The 18,692-nt window shown below is 33.3% G+C and carries 27 protein-coding genes; all 27 read left to right on the plus strand.

Annotated features, from left to right (window positions below; all coding sequences use genetic code 11):
- Nucleotides 1-66 precede the first annotated feature (66 nt).
- The 27 genes from CIL05_RS07340 (at nucleotide 67) to CIL05_RS07470 (ending at nucleotide 18,661) form a co-directional block, all read left to right on the plus strand.
- A complete protein-coding gene (locus tag CIL05_RS07340) occupies nucleotides 67-1,404 on the plus strand; it encodes a hypothetical protein (RefSeq protein WP_095654873.1) in 1,338 nt (445 codons plus the stop codon).
- Nucleotides 1,401-3,965 carry an SNF2-related protein gene (locus tag CIL05_RS07345; RefSeq protein ID WP_095654874.1) on the plus strand — a complete coding sequence of 855 codons (2,565 nt, stop codon included), beginning with the start codon at nucleotides 1,401-1,403 and terminating at the stop codon, nucleotides 3,963-3,965. Before CIL05_RS07340 ends, CIL05_RS07345 begins: the two co-directional genes overlap by 4 nt.
- Nucleotides 3,966-4,189: 224 nt before the next feature.
- The gene (locus CIL05_RS07350; protein ID WP_095654875.1) at nucleotides 4,190-5,578 is read left to right on the plus strand and encodes a PcfJ domain-containing protein; all 1,389 of its coding nucleotides are present in this window, start codon (nucleotides 4,190-4,192) and stop codon (nucleotides 5,576-5,578) included.
- A 1-nt stretch (nucleotide 5,579) separates the two neighbouring features.
- A complete protein-coding gene (locus CIL05_RS07355; RefSeq protein WP_095654876.1) occupies nucleotides 5,580-5,789 on the plus strand; it encodes a hypothetical protein in 210 nt (69 codons plus the stop codon).
- Nucleotides 5,790-5,873: 84 nt separating this feature from the next.
- The gene (locus tag CIL05_RS07360; RefSeq protein WP_095654877.1) at nucleotides 5,874-6,113 is read left to right on the plus strand and encodes a hypothetical protein; all 240 of its coding nucleotides are present in this window, start codon (nucleotides 5,874-5,876) and stop codon (nucleotides 6,111-6,113) included.
- Between the two features lie 231 nt (nucleotides 6,114-6,344).
- Nucleotides 6,345-6,563, plus strand: a complete 219-nt coding sequence (locus CIL05_RS07365) for a hypothetical protein (protein WP_095654878.1) — start codon at nucleotides 6,345-6,347, stop codon at nucleotides 6,561-6,563.
- A 195-nt stretch (nucleotides 6,564-6,758) separates the two neighbouring features.
- A complete protein-coding gene (locus CIL05_RS07370) occupies nucleotides 6,759-6,941 on the plus strand; it encodes a hypothetical protein (RefSeq protein WP_095654879.1) in 183 nt (60 codons plus the stop codon).
- Nucleotides 6,919-7,401, plus strand: coding sequence for a hypothetical protein (locus CIL05_RS07375; protein ID WP_095654880.1), 483 nt, complete (start codon nucleotides 6,919-6,921; stop codon nucleotides 7,399-7,401). Before CIL05_RS07370 ends, CIL05_RS07375 begins: the two co-directional genes overlap by 23 nt.
- The gene (locus tag CIL05_RS07380; RefSeq protein ID WP_095654881.1) at nucleotides 7,379-7,627 is read left to right on the plus strand and encodes a hypothetical protein; all 249 of its coding nucleotides are present in this window, start codon (nucleotides 7,379-7,381) and stop codon (nucleotides 7,625-7,627) included. The genes CIL05_RS07375 and CIL05_RS07380 overlap by 23 nt, the downstream gene beginning before the upstream one ends.
- A 1-nt stretch (nucleotide 7,628) precedes the next feature.
- Entirely contained in the window at nucleotides 7,629-7,811 is a 183-nt protein-coding gene (locus CIL05_RS07385; protein ID WP_095654882.1) for a hypothetical protein, read from the plus strand.
- 215 nt (nucleotides 7,812-8,026) lie between these two features.
- Entirely contained in the window at nucleotides 8,027-8,341 is a 315-nt protein-coding gene (locus tag CIL05_RS07390; RefSeq protein ID WP_095654883.1) for a hypothetical protein, read from the plus strand.
- 12 nt (nucleotides 8,342-8,353) lie between these two features.
- Nucleotides 8,354-8,527 (plus strand): hypothetical protein, encoded by a 174-nt coding sequence (locus CIL05_RS22145; protein ID WP_165769073.1) that lies wholly within the window; start codon nucleotides 8,354-8,356, stop codon nucleotides 8,525-8,527.
- A gap of 536 nt (nucleotides 8,528-9,063) precedes the next feature.
- The gene (locus tag CIL05_RS07405) at nucleotides 9,064-10,557 is read left to right on the plus strand and encodes a DEAD/DEAH box helicase family protein (RefSeq protein WP_095654886.1); all 1,494 of its coding nucleotides are present in this window, start codon (nucleotides 9,064-9,066) and stop codon (nucleotides 10,555-10,557) included.
- Between the two features lie 240 nt (nucleotides 10,558-10,797).
- Entirely contained in the window at nucleotides 10,798-11,007 is a 210-nt protein-coding gene (locus tag CIL05_RS07410) for a hypothetical protein (RefSeq protein ID WP_095654887.1), read from the plus strand.
- Between the two features lie 129 nt (nucleotides 11,008-11,136).
- Complete coding sequence (locus tag CIL05_RS07415; RefSeq protein ID WP_133065299.1) at nucleotides 11,137-11,454, plus strand: hypothetical protein; 318 nt, start codon at nucleotides 11,137-11,139, stop codon at nucleotides 11,452-11,454.
- Between the two features lie 94 nt (nucleotides 11,455-11,548).
- On the plus strand, nucleotides 11,549-11,989 hold the full coding sequence (locus tag CIL05_RS07420; RefSeq protein ID WP_095654889.1) for a hypothetical protein: 441 nt from the start codon (nucleotides 11,549-11,551) through the stop codon (nucleotides 11,987-11,989).
- Nucleotides 11,990-12,074: 85 nt separating this feature from the next.
- Entirely contained in the window at nucleotides 12,075-12,380 is a 306-nt protein-coding gene (locus CIL05_RS07425; protein WP_095654890.1) for a hypothetical protein, read from the plus strand.
- Between the two features lie 18 nt (nucleotides 12,381-12,398).
- On the plus strand, nucleotides 12,399-13,451 hold the full coding sequence (locus CIL05_RS07430) for a hypothetical protein (protein ID WP_095654891.1): 1,053 nt from the start codon (nucleotides 12,399-12,401) through the stop codon (nucleotides 13,449-13,451).
- A 36-nt stretch (nucleotides 13,452-13,487) separates the two neighbouring features.
- Nucleotides 13,488-13,904, plus strand: coding sequence for a hypothetical protein (locus CIL05_RS07435; protein ID WP_095654892.1), 417 nt, complete (start codon nucleotides 13,488-13,490; stop codon nucleotides 13,902-13,904).
- 218 nt (nucleotides 13,905-14,122) lie between these two features.
- Nucleotides 14,123-14,446, plus strand: coding sequence for a hypothetical protein (locus CIL05_RS07440; RefSeq protein ID WP_095654893.1), 324 nt, complete (start codon nucleotides 14,123-14,125; stop codon nucleotides 14,444-14,446).
- Between the two features lie 15 nt (nucleotides 14,447-14,461).
- On the plus strand, nucleotides 14,462-14,731 hold the full coding sequence (locus CIL05_RS07445) for a hypothetical protein (protein ID WP_095654894.1): 270 nt from the start codon (nucleotides 14,462-14,464) through the stop codon (nucleotides 14,729-14,731).
- A 19-nt stretch (nucleotides 14,732-14,750) separates the two neighbouring features.
- On the plus strand, nucleotides 14,751-15,269 hold the full coding sequence (locus CIL05_RS07450; protein WP_095654895.1) for a hypothetical protein: 519 nt from the start codon (nucleotides 14,751-14,753) through the stop codon (nucleotides 15,267-15,269).
- 128 nt (nucleotides 15,270-15,397) lie between these two features.
- Nucleotides 15,398-15,811, plus strand: coding sequence for a hypothetical protein (locus CIL05_RS07455; RefSeq protein WP_095654896.1), 414 nt, complete (start codon nucleotides 15,398-15,400; stop codon nucleotides 15,809-15,811).
- Between the two features lie 102 nt (nucleotides 15,812-15,913).
- Nucleotides 15,914-16,102, plus strand: coding sequence for a hypothetical protein (locus tag CIL05_RS07460; protein WP_095654897.1), 189 nt, complete (start codon nucleotides 15,914-15,916; stop codon nucleotides 16,100-16,102).
- 45 nt (nucleotides 16,103-16,147) lie between these two features.
- Entirely contained in the window at nucleotides 16,148-16,303 is a 156-nt protein-coding gene (locus CIL05_RS22150; protein WP_165769075.1) for a conjugal transfer protein TraF, read from the plus strand.
- Nucleotides 16,304-16,399: 96 nt separating this feature from the next.
- Nucleotides 16,400-17,344, plus strand: coding sequence for a YorF family protein (locus CIL05_RS07465; protein WP_095654898.1), 945 nt, complete (start codon nucleotides 16,400-16,402; stop codon nucleotides 17,342-17,344).
- A 120-nt stretch (nucleotides 17,345-17,464) separates the two neighbouring features.
- Nucleotides 17,465-18,661 carry a DEK C-terminal domain-containing protein gene (locus tag CIL05_RS07470; protein ID WP_095654899.1) on the plus strand — a complete coding sequence of 399 codons (1,197 nt, stop codon included), beginning with the start codon at nucleotides 17,465-17,467 and terminating at the stop codon, nucleotides 18,659-18,661.
- Nucleotides 18,662-18,692 lie beyond the last annotated feature (31 nt).

The raw sequence follows: 18,692 nt of genomic DNA on the forward strand, positions 1-18,692 counted from the left end.
TGTTGTGCTATAATGAACTTAGATAAGAAAAGCAGACAATACTATATTACAAGGGAGTTTTTATTTATGGTACTTGAATCAGCCTCAAAAATGATGTTTTACCCTACTGACGAAAAAATCATCTATCGCATGATTGGTGTACTAGGTAGACTTTCAGTAAGCGCAGAATCAAGAACATATCTTCAAGAATATCTAGGTAAAACTACATATCAGCAACAAATCCTCAAAGCCATGGACACTGGTGTAACTAATCCAATGACTATAATGTATGACTATCTACTCAACCAAGGTGATCTTGAAACCATACACAAATGTTTCAATGTAGCTTTTGGCTATTCGTCTAAGCAAACAATCACAATTGCAGATTTATTTGCAGGTGAAGGTAAATGGCTAGAACTATTCAAGTCAGCAATTCCACATGAAGAGTTGGGTGCAGCTAACTTACATCTCATAGCAAATGAATTAGAGACTAATCGTTATAATAAGATAAAGGATAATGAACTAATAGATGAGTCATACAATGGTACGTTTGAGGAGTTTAATCAGCTACCACAAGGATCAATCTCATTGATGTTGTATAATCCTCCATACGGAGATACGAACCAACAACGCAACGTTAAGCACTATCTACAGATGATTGTAGACGAGAAGTTACTATTCAATAGTAAAGGTAGCAACCATACAAATGATAATGGTAAAATTGTAATGGTCATTCGTAAAGATGATGTATTGGATAGTTTGCCATTGATAGTTGAACACTTTCATGTAGAAAAAGAACATCTATATAAAGTAAACAAAGAAGAATATGCAAAGTATAAGCAGTTTGTCGTATATGCAGAATTAAGAAAGAATCCACTAAACAAAGGTAATGTAACTCAAGCTATGGTGTTGCAACAAGAAGTAAAAGAAATTAGTGATATTGTAAATAGTAATCCAGAGTTTAATGTTAAGATGTATGACATGAGAAGATTCTATATTCCAGAAGTACCATATAGTGAAATGAAACGTAATCATAAGGTTGTATTGGAAGCTAATTATCATAACTCTAATTTGAATAATGATAATTGGAATTGGATTAAGGAAATGACTGAGGTTAAGGATATGGGAGAAAGCGTGATTATGAAGCCTACAAAAATAAAATCCGGTGAGCTGGCTAACATAATCGCTTCAGGGATGATTAATGGAGATATGGAAATCAACGGAAAAGGTAAGCATATAGTTGCCGGAGGTATGAAACAAAAAATACATGAGGAAGAAACAACTGAAGAGTTAGCAAACGGTGAAGAACAAGTTATAAAAAAGAAAATGCTATACTCAGAGCCATATTTGAATGTATTGGTTAGTAAGAATGGAAAAGCTAAAGTTAAAGAGTTATCTGGCGGAACTGGAGGAGATTTAGAATGAGTAAGAAAATGATACCGTATGTTGTTGCTGAGAGAAATCAAAATGTAGCTGAGGTTAGTGCAGATTTTTTAGTACTGCATAACTCAAGTTTAATACTCGGTTCTTTTGTAGATATATCTGGAAAAATAAAGAAGGCATTTGCCGATCTTATCCAAGGTAAATCAAGTATTACATTAAGAGATCGTTCTAATATCTTCTTTGAAAATAATATTCGCACTTTCGATGAAAAATTTAAATACAAATTAAATAAACATGACAGTAAAAATACTCATGGAGTCATTCATAATGTCAAACAAGAAAATTACGTGTTTGATTGGAATGGTGAAGGATTAGTTAAATCACTAACAAAATATATGAGTAACAAACAATATCTACCTGTTACTGAAGATATAGTTGAGAAAGTATTAGCGAAACAAACTGAATACTACTCAATAGTTGAAGAATGTGATATCTATAGTACACAAGAGGGATTGAGTAATGTAGGTGTATGGTATGTTAATTCAACGGCGTTTAAGCAATCATTAGAACAAGTAGATATGGAAGTAGATGAGAGTTTTAATTGGGATGAGATTGAGGATATTTCAGATTACTTAGTTACGTTTGTTGACCCGATTAAGGAGAAGCTGAATAAGAATATTCGCGTATTATATGATGAGAATAAGATTGATGAGAAGATGTTCGAGGGTGAAAAGAAGCCCTATGACGGTCAGATTCCGTTGATTCAATCAGGCGTGCAAGTTTTACAGCAGAAGGATAGTAGATTTGTTTATTTGGCAGCAGAAATGGGAGTTGGAAAATCTTTCATTGCTTCAAAGATTAATCATCTATATCACCACGAAAAAGGCAAAAGTAATTATATTTCACTTATTGTCGCACCAGCTATTACTCTTACACAATGGGAAGATGAACTGAGAACAGCAATTGCTGAAGATATTGATGTAAAGATTATTAAGAACACCAACGAATTTATTCGTTTTCACACTCAAACAAAAATGAATGTAGATAAGCCTACATATCTATTGGTAGGTAAAGAGACATTCAAATTGTCATATAAAGTAAGACATGGTGTTATTCCTGTTAAACGTACAATGACTATACAAGAAAAAACAGAATACGGATGGACAAGAGATGTGGATAAAGAGATTGAAGTATGTTTATGTTCTGACTGTGGAAAACCATTGCAAAATCCTTTACGAAAAGACACAGTATTTTTCACCGAGAAAGATTTTAATACACCTAAGAAAAGCAATTACAAATGTTCTGAGTGTGGTGGCGTATTATTTCAAGCCGTATATGACAAAACAAAGAAGACAAGTATCATCAACTACATGAAGAAAAAGAATATTAGACTGGACAGCGTGACAATAGACGAGATTCATGACGCAGGAAACGCACAGAGTCTCATTGGCGTTTCCTCCCGTGACGTTATGAAACGTGCCAAAAAAGTTATTTTATTATCTGGTACAGTATCTAATGGATATGCAAGCAGTGTATATAATGTTTTGTCTGCGTTGATTCCCAACCAATTAAAAAAAGATAATGTGTTTGATCAGGACAAATTTGTTAAAGCTTATGGGACTTTATTAGGGAAGACTAAAATTAAAGACAGTGATTTTTATAAATCAAGTAGAATTGAGGTTAAAGACAGTTCTCTTCAGGAGATAGAAGGAATTAATCCAATTTTATACTCTCGATACTTAGCTTCATCGTATATCTTTACGGAATTGAAAGATGTAGCCGGAAAACGATTACCTGAATTAAAAGAGGAGTATGTTGCCATAGATGTTCCTAAGGAATTGCAAATTAGCGAAAAACGATTGATGGATGATATAGAAGGGGCAAGCGCATTTAATGCGAGTTTTTATAAGGATAGTGTAGTTAAACACTATGTTAATAATCCATTCAATTGGAAAGAGATACCTTTCATCTTTAAAGAAGGCTCTGAAAAGATGGATACGTTTGTACAGCCGACCAACCTTGAAAAACAAATATTGCCAAAGGAAAAGAAATTGGTTGAGATTTGTAAACAAGAGAAAGAGAATGGGCGTAAAACTTGGGTGTATACTGAGTTCGTTACTAATGGAAAATATACAACAGGAATTAATATGCAGGATCGCTTGAAAACTATTTTAGAAAACTATGGATTAAGCGTCTATGTACTAAAGTCAAATGTGCCAACGATTAAGAGAGCCGAAGTAATTAATAAAGCCCAAAAGAGTGGAAAGTACGATGTTTTTCTTTCCCACCCACAGCTAATTTCAGTCGGTGTAAACTTGCAATGGTGTACCAACTATGTGTTCTATACGCCTAGTTACAAAGTTAATACAGTTAAACAATCATCTAAAAGAGGTTTACGTATAAATAGTATCGAGGACAACAAAATTTTTCACCTCTATGGGAGCACGGGTATTGAGGCTGAAATAATGGAACGTTATATTCTGAAGAAAATGGAATCAGATGCGCTAGAAGCTAAATATGATAAAAAGGAGACTGGTGTTAAACGTACAGCAAGTGGGCTTGGTGCTAAAATTGAAGAAAGTTTAAGCAAACAAGTAATGTAATTTAGTAATACCAAAGAGCTAAAAATATTATATTCAGATAAATGAATTGACTTTGCGGATATATGTGGTAAGATAAGAATAGTAGAGGTTGCGCTTTAAAAATCTATTCTCCTAGATTCGGCTTCCTCTACTATAACATAAATAAGAATAAAAGAAAGTTTCAAAAAGCATTGACAATAGATAATTAATACTATATTATATCAATAAGGAGGAAATACACCAAAATGAAAAAGTTAACCATGTCTCAGAAAATCGAACAAGAGAAGACAAGGATCAGAAACGCAGGATACGAAAGTATCCCCATCAATTCAAAAAATGATTCTGTTGAGGATATTGAGTTAGGAACAATGTACATCAAAGAAAAGATGGATTATGGATTCCATATCTATTTTATTTATAATCCAGATTCAGGACACCCCTTAGCAGGTAAGAATGGGATACTAACAGAATTATACTATGACTTAAGACACAAAGAATATTGGATTAAGCGCAATCTAAAGGATGTAAAATTTAGCGAAAGGAATATTGATACAATCTTTCCCAATTCCTATAAAGATAGAGAAGAGATATTCACTAAACTATCCACCAAGCACAATCAAGGATTGTATACTAACGCATACAGATACCTTGGTGCTATGGGAGAGGAATATTCAAATCGTATCAGCAGATTTTTCTATAGATTAATAACACGACACAGCTACTTTGAAATTTTATATAAGGCTGGACTTAATTTAAATAGCAACCGATATTATTACTCTGATGTTATCAATCCAGATGAGACTTCACCACGAGGTATTCTAGGTGTATCTAAAACAAGATGGAAGATGATTTCTCGATATGGTATCTACCCAAGAGACCTTAGAAACTTGGGTATAAACGATAAAGCAGATCAGAGAATGATTAACCTGTTGAGCTATGTTGCCAAGTTGGGAGAAAAATATGGGGTTGATAAATCACAGACATTTTTCGATAATGAATCCGACTATACTTATGGGAGAAATATGTATCGATATGAATCATGTATAAAAACAAGTGAAGATTACAATCTCAGTGAGAAAAGGGTTATTGAATATGTATATTTTGAGTGTGAGACAACTCAAGGATTAAGCGAAAGACATTCTGTAGATACATACCACGACTATGTTCGTATGAATGTAGAAATGGACAATATTAATTTTGAACGTTATCCTAGATACTTAAGAACAATGCACGATATTGCAGCAATGAACTATAAGATCAATTTGGATGAAATTCAGAAAAAGAATTGGGAGAAAAAAGTTAAAGAACATAAAAAGTATGAATATAATTACAAAGGGTATAAGCTATTTCCTCCACAAGAACCGGAAGACTTAGTAAAAGAAGGTAACGCTTTATCACATTGCATTGGGAGTTATATAAGAAATGTTACCAATGGGAGTTCTACAATTTTATTCTTACGTAATAAGGAAGAAGTAGACAAATCACTGGTGACAGTTGAATTGCGTGATGGAATGATTACCCAAGCAAGAGGGAAAATGAATCAAGATGTAACAGAAGAACAGAGTCGTGTACTAAGTTATTTTGCAAAAAAGTTTGAATTAAAATATAAACCAATATATGAGGAGGCAATTTAATATGAAACAAATGAAATGTACTAAAGACGTTGTTGTACAAGGTAGGACGGTGTTTGTTAAAGAGAAGGTTTATGATTTTGAAGCAGTGAAAACGAATGGTGTATCGGCTTATGAGGTAAATGGTGAAGGCGGAGTAGGTGTTATTTCTAAAGATGATAAAATCTTGAAGAAGAATTTTGTTAAAGTGAAGAAGAAGTTGTTTAGAAAGTAAGTTGACAATAGCTAATAAATATTATATAATATATACAGATAAATAAAACCAATCCACAGCACACAACAGAAAAGAGGTGAACATATGAAAATTTGGAGTTCTAACAACAAAAATCACAAACAAGACTTCACTGAACTACTTCGAGACGTATTAACAAACAAAGATACAGACAACTCTGACACGCCTCAGAAGTGTGACTATGTAACAGTAGTCGATAACGACACAGGTGCAGAAACAAGTGGCAGAATTGTCGACTACACCAAAGACAGTATTGTATTAAAAACAATCACAGAGTTTGATGCGCATAAGGTACATTTCAAATAACTTTACCAAGAGGTGAAAGAGGATTATTAATTTGTACACTGTATATTATCAAAGACCAGATGGACTAGTTTGCAGCATAGAAACAATAGGTAGATATGAAAATGAAGTGTTAGCACAGTTTGAAAGGTTTGACGACTATAATGTAATTTACATAATCGAGACTAATAAACTCATCTAATAAAGCTACGATTTTATTAGATAAAAAATATTATACTGGAAGGAAGTTATACAATGGATGTTTACATAGTGCTTTATGAACACCACAAAGATGGGATAGTAGATGTGTTAGACGTTTACTCAGATGAAGAAAGAGCGAATAGACGAGTTAGATTTGAGAGAAGTGTGATTGAGTCCAATCCTGAAACATATTTTAGAAATGAGTGTTGGTATCAGGGAAGAGAGATTATACCACCAGTACAATTAAACACGAATGCGATTATCAAGGAGTGAAGTTATGAGCACATGGATACCCATAACGTTATTTTATGCATTATTGTCTTTTGTGAACTTAATCTTAGCTGACGGTCAGGACAACAAATATTGGAAAATCGCACATGTAGTAGTTGCATTGTTTTGTCTAGGAATGTTTATAAGAAATGTTATTGTGTATATTTGACAAAAATGCGACATAGAAAGGATGGAATTATGAGTAAATACAAATTAGCTTTTTCAATTGATATGCATGATTCAGATGGAGACACTTATGAGGAAGGAATCTTATTACACCTTGGAAATGGAGTTATTCTACATTTCAATAACTTAAAAGAATATGACAATTTTATTGATAGTATGCAAGGTATGCGGGATGAAATTAGAGAAAATCTGTAACGTTGTATTCCGACTTAAAGTAGACAAGAAAGGAGCGATCAATATTTGTAAACATGGTACACATACATACGTAAATATAATCAATAAAGGGCAAAACAGAAGTAGTGTTCCTGTTGATGCTTGTATAGCCGAAGAGATCAGAGAACTTAATGACGCAGGAATTATAACATTAGGCTGTTGTTGTGGACATGGTAGGGCTGGACAACTTATTGAATGGGAGAATGGCTTCGGGAAGTGGAAAGGTTATTACGATCCACCTCATGCATTAATAAGAGCTGAGAGTGTTGTATTAGCTAAAGAAATGGGATATCAGCCCTATCCATATTATTATGCAGATGGTGTACATAATGATGTTTGGCAAATGCACTTAAAGACTGGATGCATCACAGAAGAAGATGTGAAAGAGTGGCATAAAACTGACAAAGGGGTTTATAACATTGAATCAAGAAATAATTATTAAACGTGAACAATATTATACTGAGACTGAGGAGAAGAATATTTCGAAATTACAAATGGAATTTAGGCATATGCATTTCAGTACTTACGATGCTTATAGAAACTATTTGCATGTTCGAGTAGGAGAGTATGACGATTTTAATTTTTATCTTGAAATGTCACCCCGTGAAGCTGAGAAGTTATTCTTGAAGTTAGCAGAAAAAGCAGGCAATGTAGAAAGAGGTTTTTGATTTGACGAGACAGGACGTAACAATATTGAAATACGACTATCAACTAATAGGTGGAAAATTAAAGGTTAAAGTGACAGATGTTGAAATGTGGGATATTATAGCAATCCGAAGTGATGATGGAAAAGAAGATATTTTTCCATTGGGATATTTTCAGAAACATTTTAAAAAGATTGATAAGGAGTGAAAATGAATGTCAATAGGAACATTAATGTTAAATCTAATTACCATAATTATCTTATATTTACTTATCGCATTCTCATGGCAAGGTGCGGAGAGGTTAATTTACGGTAAAATCACATCAAGAATTATAGATGATGTAGTTGCTATAATTCTAGCTGTATCAATATTCACCAATTTAAATTAAGACAAATAATAAATAGCCAAAAGGAGGAAACCAAAATGACAATGAAAGTATACAAAATGAACAATATAGAAAACGTTGCAGCTAACTCAGCAGAGGAAGCCAAGCAATTCTATGCCGAGCTTTGCGGATACACATATGATGAAGTGCAAGAGGATTTTGAAGGTGAAGTTGATCTGCAAACTAAAATGTTAGTAGATGTGAAAGATTTACCAGATGATGTATTCATTAGAGTAAACAACTTAGAGTTTAAATATGGAACAGCTTGGGCATATATGACGTTCCAATGGGTATTAGAAAATGATCTATATGATGATAGTGAACCATTCGTAATTAGCTCAACGGAGCACTAGAAGGAGATAACAATGAGTAAACAATATTATGTTTCTATAGTACGGGATCATGATGGCGGATGGAGATTAATTATGGATGGATTGTGTATACATACATTCTATAGAAAGAGTAATGTTAAGGCATTCGTTGTAGAGATGATTGATACGAATAAGAATGTTGAGTTTGTTATTGAGGCTGATGATTAGAATGACAGACTTAACTATTGTTCTAATCCTCTTGGTTGTTAATGTGATATCGGTATGTGTGATTGTAACAAGCGAAGAAAGAAAATATTCCAATATTCATATTGATATACTTTTTGTAGTTATTATGAATACAATTGCAATAGTAATTATACTTGTGATTGTGTATTTGCTCAATGTATAAGTTGCATGGGGGATGTTTTGTAGTGGGACAGAAAGGTGAATAATAATTAAAATAGTTTGTGGATTAGGTTGACTATAAGTAATAAATATTATATAATGTATATAGATAGTAAATAGGTTAAAATTATATTCTAAAAGGAGAATTAAAAATGGATCAACAACCATCAAGCAGCGAATTTCTGTTTTGTTATAACCCAAAACTCTCAAAGCATTTAAGTAATTTGGGAATAAGGTACATAACGAAAGGAATTAGCCCAAAGGAAAAAAGGATATTCACTTTATACTACAAGAATAAGGAGTTACAGGAAGCACTAGATAGCTACCAAGGATAAAATTAAATTAAAGGAGATTCTAATATGAGAGTAACAGACAAAGTAACGGATTACAAAGATTGGCAACAAGGAGACTTAATTACAATATCAGCCGGAACAGGCAAAGGAAAAAGTTATTTTGTAAAACATAGGCTATACGAACATGCCAAAGCAAACGGTAAAAAGATACTGTTTTTAGTGCATAGGTTAAACTGTTTGAAACAATTTCAAATGGAGATTGAAGAAGATAACAAGACAGATGTAATAACATTGACTACATATCAAGCTATTGAACATAGAAAAATCAAAAGAAGTAACAAAGAAAACATTGATCCTAGCACATATGATTATATAGTTTGCGATGAATTTCATTACTTCTTTAGCGACGCATCATTCAGTCGAACAACAGACCTATCACTTGAATCAATCCTCGATGCCAGTAATAGTATTAGGATTTTTATGAGTGCAACAGGAGATTATGTGGAGAGATACTTAGAGAATTACAGGAAGTTGAACATACGTCATAAATATGAATTGCAAACTGAATATGATTTCATTAAAACTTTAACATTATATAACAAAGCAGATGATCTAGAAAGTTTTGTTGAAGAGGCAATAAAAGGAAAATATAAATCAATTTTCTTTATCAATAACACAAAACTTGCTGTTGAATTACATAAAAAGTATAAGAAGCATTCTATGTTTAATTGTTCGCCACACAATAGTTCCTATAAACATGTTGATGAAGATAAAGTCAACAGTATGCTGAAAAATGAACGCTTTGAGGATTTAATTCTTTTTACGACTAGTGTTCTAGACACAGGAGTAAGCATAAAAGACTCGGAAGTAACTAATATAGTCTGTCATAACTTTAGGGATGTTCGAGTATTAACGCAATGTATCGGCAGGAAAAGGCTTGTAGATGATAACGATCATTTACATTTAGTGTTAAGTAATTTGAACAATAAGCAATTAGGCGGCAGCAAAGGGAATATTAGGAAGATGATAGAGAAAGCGAATTATCTTAGAGAATATGGTGTAGAAGATTACAATAAGAAATATTATCGTCAGGTTGATAAGACTAATATAATTTACGATGAGACAGATGAAAAATCAGCCAACAGAAAAGTAATTAAGAAAGTAAACGAATTAGCATACTTTAAGTGTCTTATTGACATAGAGGACATTAATTTGATGCTTACTAAAGGTAAATATGGTTATACAGAGTTTATCAAGGAGTGGTTCGATATGAGTAAGGTTTTCATTGAGACTGACGAAAGTTACAAAGAAAACTTGGAGTTTTACTTGGATAGCATAGTTGACAAGAGATTATTTAAAGACGAACAGAAAGAGTTAATCAACAAGATTCTACTTAAAGATTCAAGAGGTAGACTTCAGAAAGGGATAAGCACAATTAATGCTTATTTTAAAGAAAATAAGTTAAGGTATGAAATTGTGAGTAAAAGAACTAGCGAAAGAGTAGAAGGGAAAGTCAAATCTTTAAGATACTGGCAGGTGATAGGCGATATTGACATATAATCTCGTATGTCAAAAATAGGAATAAGCTATTAATAAGGATAATCCATTTATTAGCATACACAGATCAGCAAAGAAAAGCGTTTGCCGATCTTTTCTCTACGCTACCTGTTAGGTAGCTAGGAGAGATATTGTTTTATGGATAGAGAAATCATTCCATCTATACCTCTAAAGGTTTTACATTTAGGGAAAGAAGTGGAATGTTTTTGAAAATCTTTCTTACTAGAAGTGGTTGGTCAAATTATGAGAGAAGGTGAACAAATGAATAAAAAGAACAAAAGGATTCTCAAAGAAGCATTCATATATTTCGGAGTTTTCGTTGGTTTAATTGCATTAGTTATGGGAATCTTAGCGTTAGCGGCATTAGAAAGTATGGTTCTATTTGTGATAGTGTCATTGATCGTTATTTTTATCTTATGCTATGTAATGGCTTGGTTGGGAAATAATTATTGAAGATTAAAATATAAACAATACTATAATAAAAGGTCAATTTTAATTAAAGGAGGGTGAGTACAGATGTTTATTAAAAATGAAATAGAACTACACCAGAATAGCGTTGATCATATAGAAGAAACGTTCGCAATGTATACAGAGATATATCAAATAAGCGAACAAATAAAGAATCCAATTATGCATATGTATCCGATCAAAGATACTTATGATCCTGATGGTGGACTCAGTGGATACATTGACGCTTTATTTTTCAAGATGAATGTGTACGACACAGAGAATATGACAGTTTACAAAGACGAGAATCTTCATGATGGGATTCTACCTTTTAAAGAGTTAAATGTGTCTCAGATTAAAATCTTTAAAGACTTGAGTACTATGATTGTATTAAGAGGTGAGTATGCTATTTCAACCCATCATACAGATGTTAATATTTACATTAAGGAATAATTTATCCAATGCTTGACTATAACTAAATAATATTATATACTGTATTAATATACGGAATTGATTTACAAATAATATAAAAGGAGGAATAAATTAAATGGATAAAACAATTAAAAGAATCATAATCACATTAGCAACAATTTTACTACTATCGGGTGTATTTGCAGTAGGAGCATACGCAAGTGCAACATGGCTATCGTTTGAGGGTGATGAGAAGGTAAGTAACACAGAAAGTAATATTGATGAGATTATGGATATTCTACGTCAGGTGAATGAGGATAAATTGTCTGCTGAGGAAGCTTTGGAGGAATTAGAGGATATGAATCCTCCGGGATTAGTTGAGCAGATTAAAGAACTAGAAGAACAGATTGAAGTGTTGAAAGATGAGAAACAAGTGTTAGTAGATGAGAATGAAGCTTTAAATGAGTATGTAGAACATTTGGAAACAGAGTTGACTAGAGCAAATGAGAAAGTTGATGGATTGAGTGGTAGGTCGGAAGATGCTGTGGAAGAAGCTAGAGAGATTGTTGGAGAGTAATTGATTGTGAAATTAGTAAATTAGTAGCTGACAATAAAATAATAATGTTATATAATTAAGTCAGATGAGAAAAGGAGGTGCTTAAATGGAATACACTACACGTCCAAAATCGTATGAGCAATCTATCAAAGAGAAAGTCGAAATATTCTTCAAGGTGTTGACAGGTGGTATTTATATTGTGGAGAAGGATCGGCATGATGTATTTGGCGAAGGAGCTTTTGTAACAACTGAGGAGTTGGTAAAAGTGTTAAATACATCAGCAATGACAATTGGAATTTATACTGGAAGAGGAATTAAGGTGGTAACCAATAATGAAGATGAGTTGAATTCGATTGCGGGAAATGAGAGTGATATGTATTTGGAAAGAAGTCGAGGGATTGATTACATGTAAGATGGAGGAGGCAATAAGGTGATCTCAGAGAAGATTAATGAGATGGTGAACGAAGAAGTTGGAAGAGTTATTGGCGATAAAATAGCAGAATTAGACGAAGCGAGAAAACATTTATGCGATGTAGAAGAGAAAACTCGTTATTTAGACAATGATAACTATGAATTAAATCAGAAAGTAAGATCATTGAGCAAAGCAGAGGATCTCATCGCTAAATTTACACCTTTGGTAAACAAAGACAACTTTGAGGATTTTCTGGATAGTTTAAATTTAGAAGGTACAGGAATTGTAATAGATGGAATGGATAGTGGAAAGATTCCTGTATGGTTTCAAGCAGTGGTGAAATATTATGATCATAAAGAATTGGTTATTAGTTTAATGAATTTGTTTAATATTGACTATCCTAACTGGGCTGCAAATTTCAAGTTACCATATGATTACAATGAAGAAGAATTGGATTTATTCTTTAGGAATATTAGCTATGCTAGTGTGACTAATGGTGCAGATTTTCAACATAATACAGGTTTCTTTTATGAAAAACTAAAGAGAAACAATGGTGATGTGAAGCTGTTGTTGACAAAATCTGATTACTTTAATATTCCATGGAATTTGTTATTGCAGAATAAATTGTTAGTTACAGGTGAATATTTCAATAAGATTCTAAATGAGTTGAAAGAGAATAGCATGGGTTACATGAATTCATTTAACTTTTTCTACATACAAAAGTATCAAGAGTTAAGCAGTTATCAAGTGTCGCAAATGTTGGATTTACTACCTGAGAAAAGGTTAATGGATTGTCATAGAGCATTTATTAATCAAAATGTAGATATATTCAAAATTAAACCTGAGTTGGTAAATAGATTCTTGAATAAGATTAGTGATAATCAATTCTCTACATTTTATTATTTAAATTATCCAGTGGAGATACAGAAGGATTATGTTAAAGATTACACTGAAAGATATGGATATAGAGATAAATTTGAAATGGTGAAGAAGATGGATATTAGTAAAGAGGATAAGATAAAATTGCTTAGTGAGATTGCTGAGATGGAGTTGGGAGAATCAGAGGATTGATAGAAAATACGATATAATGGAAAGGGGATGGAGACAATGGTAGAAATAATGGGGCAAAATTTAGATAATGCATTTGAACAATTAGATGTTAATGCAGACAGGATGGTTGAAACAGAAGAAACTAAATTGCAAGTTTGGCAAATGTCTGAATTAGAGTTTGATAGGTTAGCGGCTATTCCCGATGAAGATTGGCATGAAGATTTCGGATGGTGGCGTAATGGCAGATGTATTTATGAAGGACGTGCAACTACTGAATACATTGTCAATGGTGAAAAAATGCTGGGATATGGATCTGATATGGAGTTATTCGGGAATGAATTTATAACCTATTCTCAATGGTTTAATGAAGCGATGAATCTATCCACAGATACGAATCTCGTTATATTCGCAAAGAGTTTAGCAAGTGATAATGGAATGAGTTTATCTGAGTTTATTTCCAAATATGAGAAGTAATATATTGCGGTTCAAATAAAAGATGGCTTTTATATGAATTAATCAGAGAGGATGATAACAATGAGTAGTGCAGAATTGGAAATTGCAAGAGAACAAAGAGCATGGGAGAAATATTGGAAAAGTTATCGAAGTAGTTTGTTTTGTGAAAACTGTGAAAAGAAAATACCTGAATCGTTTTTCTCTCTTTCATATTGTTCTCAATTGTGTAGAGATAAATCATGAACCGATGCCCTAACGAAATTGGAACATACAAAGGCTGTATATACCTTGAGTTCCCTAAACACATGTTGAAAGAATACGATGGATTCTATGAAACCGTATTTGGATGTGATGTTGATTACTGTATTGCTGGTGAGATTCAGGATTTGTGGGATCAAGGTGTTACAACATATGGCTCTTGTTGTGGTCATGGGATCAATGAAGGAATGATAAATGTGGATGAGAAAGATGTATCTAAGATGTATAAACTGGGTTATAAATTGTTTCCATCTCAAAAAGGGATGTATCCATATACTTTTATTCCGAAGTCTCGACATAAGTAAGGTGGTGAATACGCAGTGTTAAAAATATTTGAAACCAAAAATAAGAAAGAACATGATAATGTGATGGAACATCTAAATAATTGGGCATCTCAAATGTATAGTAGTGAATATGATAGATGTATGAAAGTAGCTAAATCACGCAATGAAAATGTTGTTGCTATTTTTGATGATTGGTGGCATGGTAAGCGTGTGTATACTGATGAGTATAGATTAAAATATTCTAAAGATGATTATGATAATGCAAGTGGTATTATATTAGAAACTGTTTCTAATGGATTTGGGTAACAAATGGAGATGATTATAGATGGATGTAGAATGGAAGATGAATGGTGAGATTGTGATTAAGCTTAGAGAAGATGATTTGTTGGATGAAGATAAGAGACAGAAGATAGCTGAGTTTATATCGGAGCAGTTAGGGTTTCAGGTATGCGATGTTAAACAAACAGTAGAAAGGAGAATAAATATGGGAGATTGGCTAACTACTGGGCAAATGATTGATAAGTTAAAGGTTGGTGAGAGAGCAGATTCTGTTAAAAAGTTTACAGGTTATAATGTCACAAAAACAAATCGAGGAATAGTTTTTGGTGATGGTGAGCCTTTATTTATGAATAGTGTGGCATTAGATATTAAGTGGAAAATCACTCCAGTGTATGTGACTTTTGAAGAGGCGATGAAAGCATTGAAAGAAGGTAAAGAAAAAGTTTTCTTTCATGATGGAGAATGGAAAGCACACGTAGTTTATGATGAGTGGATTGAAAATAGTTATGTCAGTGGATATACATTTGAACAGCTATTAACAGGAAATTGGACTGTTGAAGACTGAATGAATTTCAATTTACACATGGAAGGTGATAGTCAATCATAGACTTAATAGATGCAGTTACATATGCACTGAAAGAAACAAAATGGAGTTTGCCAAATATAAATAAAAATACAGAGGAGAGAGTGAATATGAGTAAAATTACACCTACGAAAGAAAAGTATGAGGAAGCGTGGGAGATTGTGCAGCGATACGAGGATAGACAAAAGGATTTAGCAAAGTTGAACAAGGATTTAGGATTCTGTTTGAAACAATTTGTTCAGTTTAAATTTGATGTGAATGAGGGCAAAGGCGAGGTTACGTTTAGTGGATTGACTAAAAGTGGAGAATTGAAACTGACTAAGAGTGCAGTGAGACATGGAGATAAGTTTGAAGATGTTATTGGGAAATTGATTTGTGTCAAACGTGCGATTGGAGAAGATGTAGAATATTTAGAAAGATATATCGAAGGCGAACTGATTATAGGAGTGTTACATACTGATATAGTCAATGGATTGGCTTTAAGAAATCCATTGGGGAATGGAAAAACTTATTACAAAGCATAAAAATAATTAAAAGAAATTTTAAATCTGGTTGACTATAGGTAAATAATATTATATAATGTATATAGAGTAGTTGGTTCTATTAATTTTAAGGTGGTGAGATAAATGACAAATAACGCAGAGAATGCCATTAACATTATTAAAGGTGCTACAGTATATGGTGCTTTAAATTCTTCAGAGATTGTTACTAGAGAGGATGGGAGTACAACTTATACTCAGAAGAATGAACATGGACATACACAAGTTGACGTATCATTTGATGGGATTGAGATCAGTATGAAGAAGTATCAATAAATGAACAATATTATATATAATACGTTCGGAGAGAGGGTGAGGTAAATGGAAGATAGATTAAGTAAATTGGAATCAGAGGTTGATTCGTTACACAGCGTTGTTAAGCAGCTTAGTTCAGGTTTGAGTGAAAGAATCAGTAATGTGGAAGCTGATTTAGATTCTCTTGCTGGGCAAGTGGCATTGAAAAGTGATGCGCACTGATTGATAGGAGTTTTAATGGTAAATTAATAATATATAATTGTTTTGTAGTATATAGAGCAAAAATAAAATTAGAAGAAAAAGGGAGATTGAATACATATGACAACAGAAAACAATGGTAATACAACGATCCGTGAGGCAAAGAATATTGTGACCGTGGAAGGTTTGTTACTTGAAATGGAAAGTCGAGAAGGAACTTCGGCTGCGGGCAAGGATTTCCTTTCGGCTAAATTAACTGTAGCAACAAATGAAGAAAAAACAGAACAACATGTCATCGAATTGTTTTCAATGAAATTGAAGGCAGACGGAAATGTGAATGGTATCTACAGTAGCTTAAAGACTGTTGTTGATGAGTATAAATCGGTAGCACAGCACGGAGATCAGGCTGATTATGTGCGAACTACAACTGGTAAAATTGCCCTGAACGACTATGTGGGTGGAGATGGACAATTAAAATCGTTTCCTCAAATTAGTGCAACATTTGTAAATCGTTTAGACGCAGGCGAGGAACCGAATTACCATGCAGGCTTTGAAACGGAACTAGTTGTATCCAAGGTAGTTGAGGAAATTAACCAAGATGAAGAAGAGACTGGTAGAGTTAAATTAGGTGGATATATTCCATTATATGGTGGAAAAGTAATTCCATTTGAATTTGTAGTCAATGAAGATGGATCACCTTACGTACTGGATAATTATGAAAATGGTGACACTGTTTTCGTTTATGGAGATATTATCAACTTTAAAGAGAAGACTGTGAAGACTATTGAGTCGGCGTTTGGCGCAGATAAACAGGAAGTAAATTACAAAACGACCAGATCTTGGACTGTGAGTGGTGGTGTCGAACCATACGAAGAAGATAATGTTAATACATATAATGTAGATGCTATTAAGAAAGCGTTAGCTGAGCGAGAAGTTTACTTAGAAGGATTGAAAGAAAAAAAGAAAAAAGGTGGAGAGAAGAAGAAAGGCGGATTTGATACAAAGAGTAAGACTAAGAAGAAATCTGGGGCTGCCAGTATAGACCAGGATTCACTACCTTTTTGATAGCAATAATGAGGTAAATAATACATATGATATGTTTAGTTATTTAGAAGTTGATCCATGGTGGATGAATGTAATGGGGTATTAATAACCAAATAATGATATATTATATAACGGAAGGAGGTGGTTTCGATCACCAACAAACAAGAAGAAAGAGAGAAAAGAATTATACAAGGAATAAAAGATGCGCAAAAACTAATCCAATGTGAAGACAGGATGCCGAGCGCTACTGAATTAAGCAATAATAACTATGAATGGTTAAGAAGCTTGATTGGGACTAACGGTGGATTTAAAAGGTGGTCAAAAGAGCTAGAACTCCCATTAAAAGATTATAGAAAAACAGGAGCAACTGACGAAGAAATTGAACAAGAGATACGAGATGTAATGAAAAAAGGTAATTTTAACAGAATGATGACCAAAAAAGAAATTAGAGAAGCTAGTGGAAACAACTCTCTTAATTCTAGAATTGATAGAACATATGGCTATTCAGGTTGGGCAAAACGTCTAGGGGTTGACATGAAAACCCGAGAGGGCTATTCTGAACCAAAAGAAAAACAAGAGCTTCAGATTAAAGAAGGAATTAAAGAGGCACAAAAAGAACTAATGATTGAAAGAATGCCCACATCTTTAGAGTTGAGAAGTGGCAGGTTTGGTCGGTTAAATTCACTCATTACGAAAAACAAAGGTTTCCTATACTGGGCAAAAGAACTGAACCTTGAGAGGAAACAAGGAAGTCCCACCAAAAGAATGAATGATAGTGAAATCGTTAGTGCGATCAAGATCATCCTAAGCTCTCTTAGCATAGACAGAATGCCTTCTTCTTCTGAAGTTCACCAGTCTGAGTTTGGTGGAAAACTACATAACAGCATTGTTAGAACATACGGCTATAGAGAATGGGCAAAGAAGTTGAGCCTAAAGTTAAAAGAATCAGAAACTCAACTTGGCAATGATTATGAGCGTATAGTCGTTGATATGTTAAGAGATAAAGGGTACGAGGTTGACAAAATGACAACTAATCACCCTTTCGACCTACTAGTTAACAAATCTATAAAAGTTGATACTAAAGTTGCTAATCCACATATGTTAAAAGGGAAAGACAGGGTTCACACTTTTGCAACGAACAAAAGATTTGGTTCTTGTGATTTATACATAATGGTAGCTTTGGATGAAAAAGAAGAAATAGAGAAAGTGTTGATTATACCAAGTCACAGGCTGCAAATCGTTACACTTTGTATTGGCAGAAATAGTAAGTATGATGTGTATGACTATCGGTTTGATATGATAGATAAGTACACCGAGTTTTTTGACTTAATTAAGTAATACATATGAATAAACAATAATATAACAGGGG

This window comes from Virgibacillus profundi, from assembly GCF_002287375.1.
GTDB lineage: Bacteria > Bacillota > Bacilli > Bacillales > Amphibacillaceae > Virgibacillus_K > Virgibacillus_K profundi.

Bases quoted from the DNA above. Each gene is read 5' to 3' on its own strand.
- CIL05_RS07340 (WP_095654873.1), top strand. From the start codon at position 67: ATGGTACTTGAATCAGCCTCAAAAATGATGTTTTACCCTACTGACGAA.
- CIL05_RS07345 (WP_095654874.1), top strand. From the start codon at position 1,401: ATGAGTAAGAAAATGATACCGTATGTTGTTGCTGAGAGAAATCAAAAT.
- CIL05_RS07350 (WP_095654875.1), top strand. From the start codon at position 4,190: ATGAAAAAGTTAACCATGTCTCAGAAAATCGAACAAGAGAAGACAAGG.
- CIL05_RS07355 (WP_095654876.1), top strand. From the start codon at position 5,580: ATGAAACAAATGAAATGTACTAAAGACGTTGTTGTACAAGGTAGGACG.
- CIL05_RS07360 (WP_095654877.1), top strand. From the start codon at position 5,874: ATGAAAATTTGGAGTTCTAACAACAAAAATCACAAACAAGACTTCACT.
- CIL05_RS07365 (WP_095654878.1), top strand. From the start codon at position 6,345: ATGGATGTTTACATAGTGCTTTATGAACACCACAAAGATGGGATAGTA.
- CIL05_RS07370 (WP_095654879.1), top strand. From the start codon at position 6,759: ATGAGTAAATACAAATTAGCTTTTTCAATTGATATGCATGATTCAGAT.
- CIL05_RS07375 (WP_095654880.1), top strand. From the start codon at position 6,919: ATGAAATTAGAGAAAATCTGTAACGTTGTATTCCGACTTAAAGTAGAC.
- CIL05_RS07390 (WP_095654883.1), top strand. From the start codon at position 8,027: ATGACAATGAAAGTATACAAAATGAACAATATAGAAAACGTTGCAGCT.
- CIL05_RS22145 (WP_165769073.1), top strand. From the start codon at position 8,354: ATGAGTAAACAATATTATGTTTCTATAGTACGGGATCATGATGGCGGA.
- CIL05_RS07405 (WP_095654886.1), top strand. From the start codon at position 9,064: ATGAGAGTAACAGACAAAGTAACGGATTACAAAGATTGGCAACAAGGA.
- CIL05_RS07410 (WP_095654887.1), top strand. From the start codon at position 10,798: ATGAGAGAAGGTGAACAAATGAATAAAAAGAACAAAAGGATTCTCAAA.
- CIL05_RS07415 (WP_133065299.1), top strand. From the start codon at position 11,137: ATGTATACAGAGATATATCAAATAAGCGAACAAATAAAGAATCCAATT.
- CIL05_RS07420 (WP_095654889.1), top strand. From the start codon at position 11,549: ATGGATAAAACAATTAAAAGAATCATAATCACATTAGCAACAATTTTA.
- CIL05_RS07425 (WP_095654890.1), top strand. From the start codon at position 12,075: ATGGAATACACTACACGTCCAAAATCGTATGAGCAATCTATCAAAGAG.
- CIL05_RS07435 (WP_095654892.1), top strand. From the start codon at position 13,488: ATGGTAGAAATAATGGGGCAAAATTTAGATAATGCATTTGAACAATTA.
- CIL05_RS07440 (WP_095654893.1), top strand. From the start codon at position 14,123: ATGAACCGATGCCCTAACGAAATTGGAACATACAAAGGCTGTATATAC.
- CIL05_RS07450 (WP_095654895.1), top strand. From the start codon at position 14,751: ATGGATGTAGAATGGAAGATGAATGGTGAGATTGTGATTAAGCTTAGA.
- CIL05_RS07455 (WP_095654896.1), top strand. From the start codon at position 15,398: ATGAGTAAAATTACACCTACGAAAGAAAAGTATGAGGAAGCGTGGGAG.
- CIL05_RS07460 (WP_095654897.1), top strand. From the start codon at position 15,914: ATGACAAATAACGCAGAGAATGCCATTAACATTATTAAAGGTGCTACA.
- CIL05_RS22150 (WP_165769075.1), top strand. From the start codon at position 16,148: ATGGAAGATAGATTAAGTAAATTGGAATCAGAGGTTGATTCGTTACAC.
- CIL05_RS07465 (WP_095654898.1), top strand. From the start codon at position 16,400: ATGACAACAGAAAACAATGGTAATACAACGATCCGTGAGGCAAAGAAT.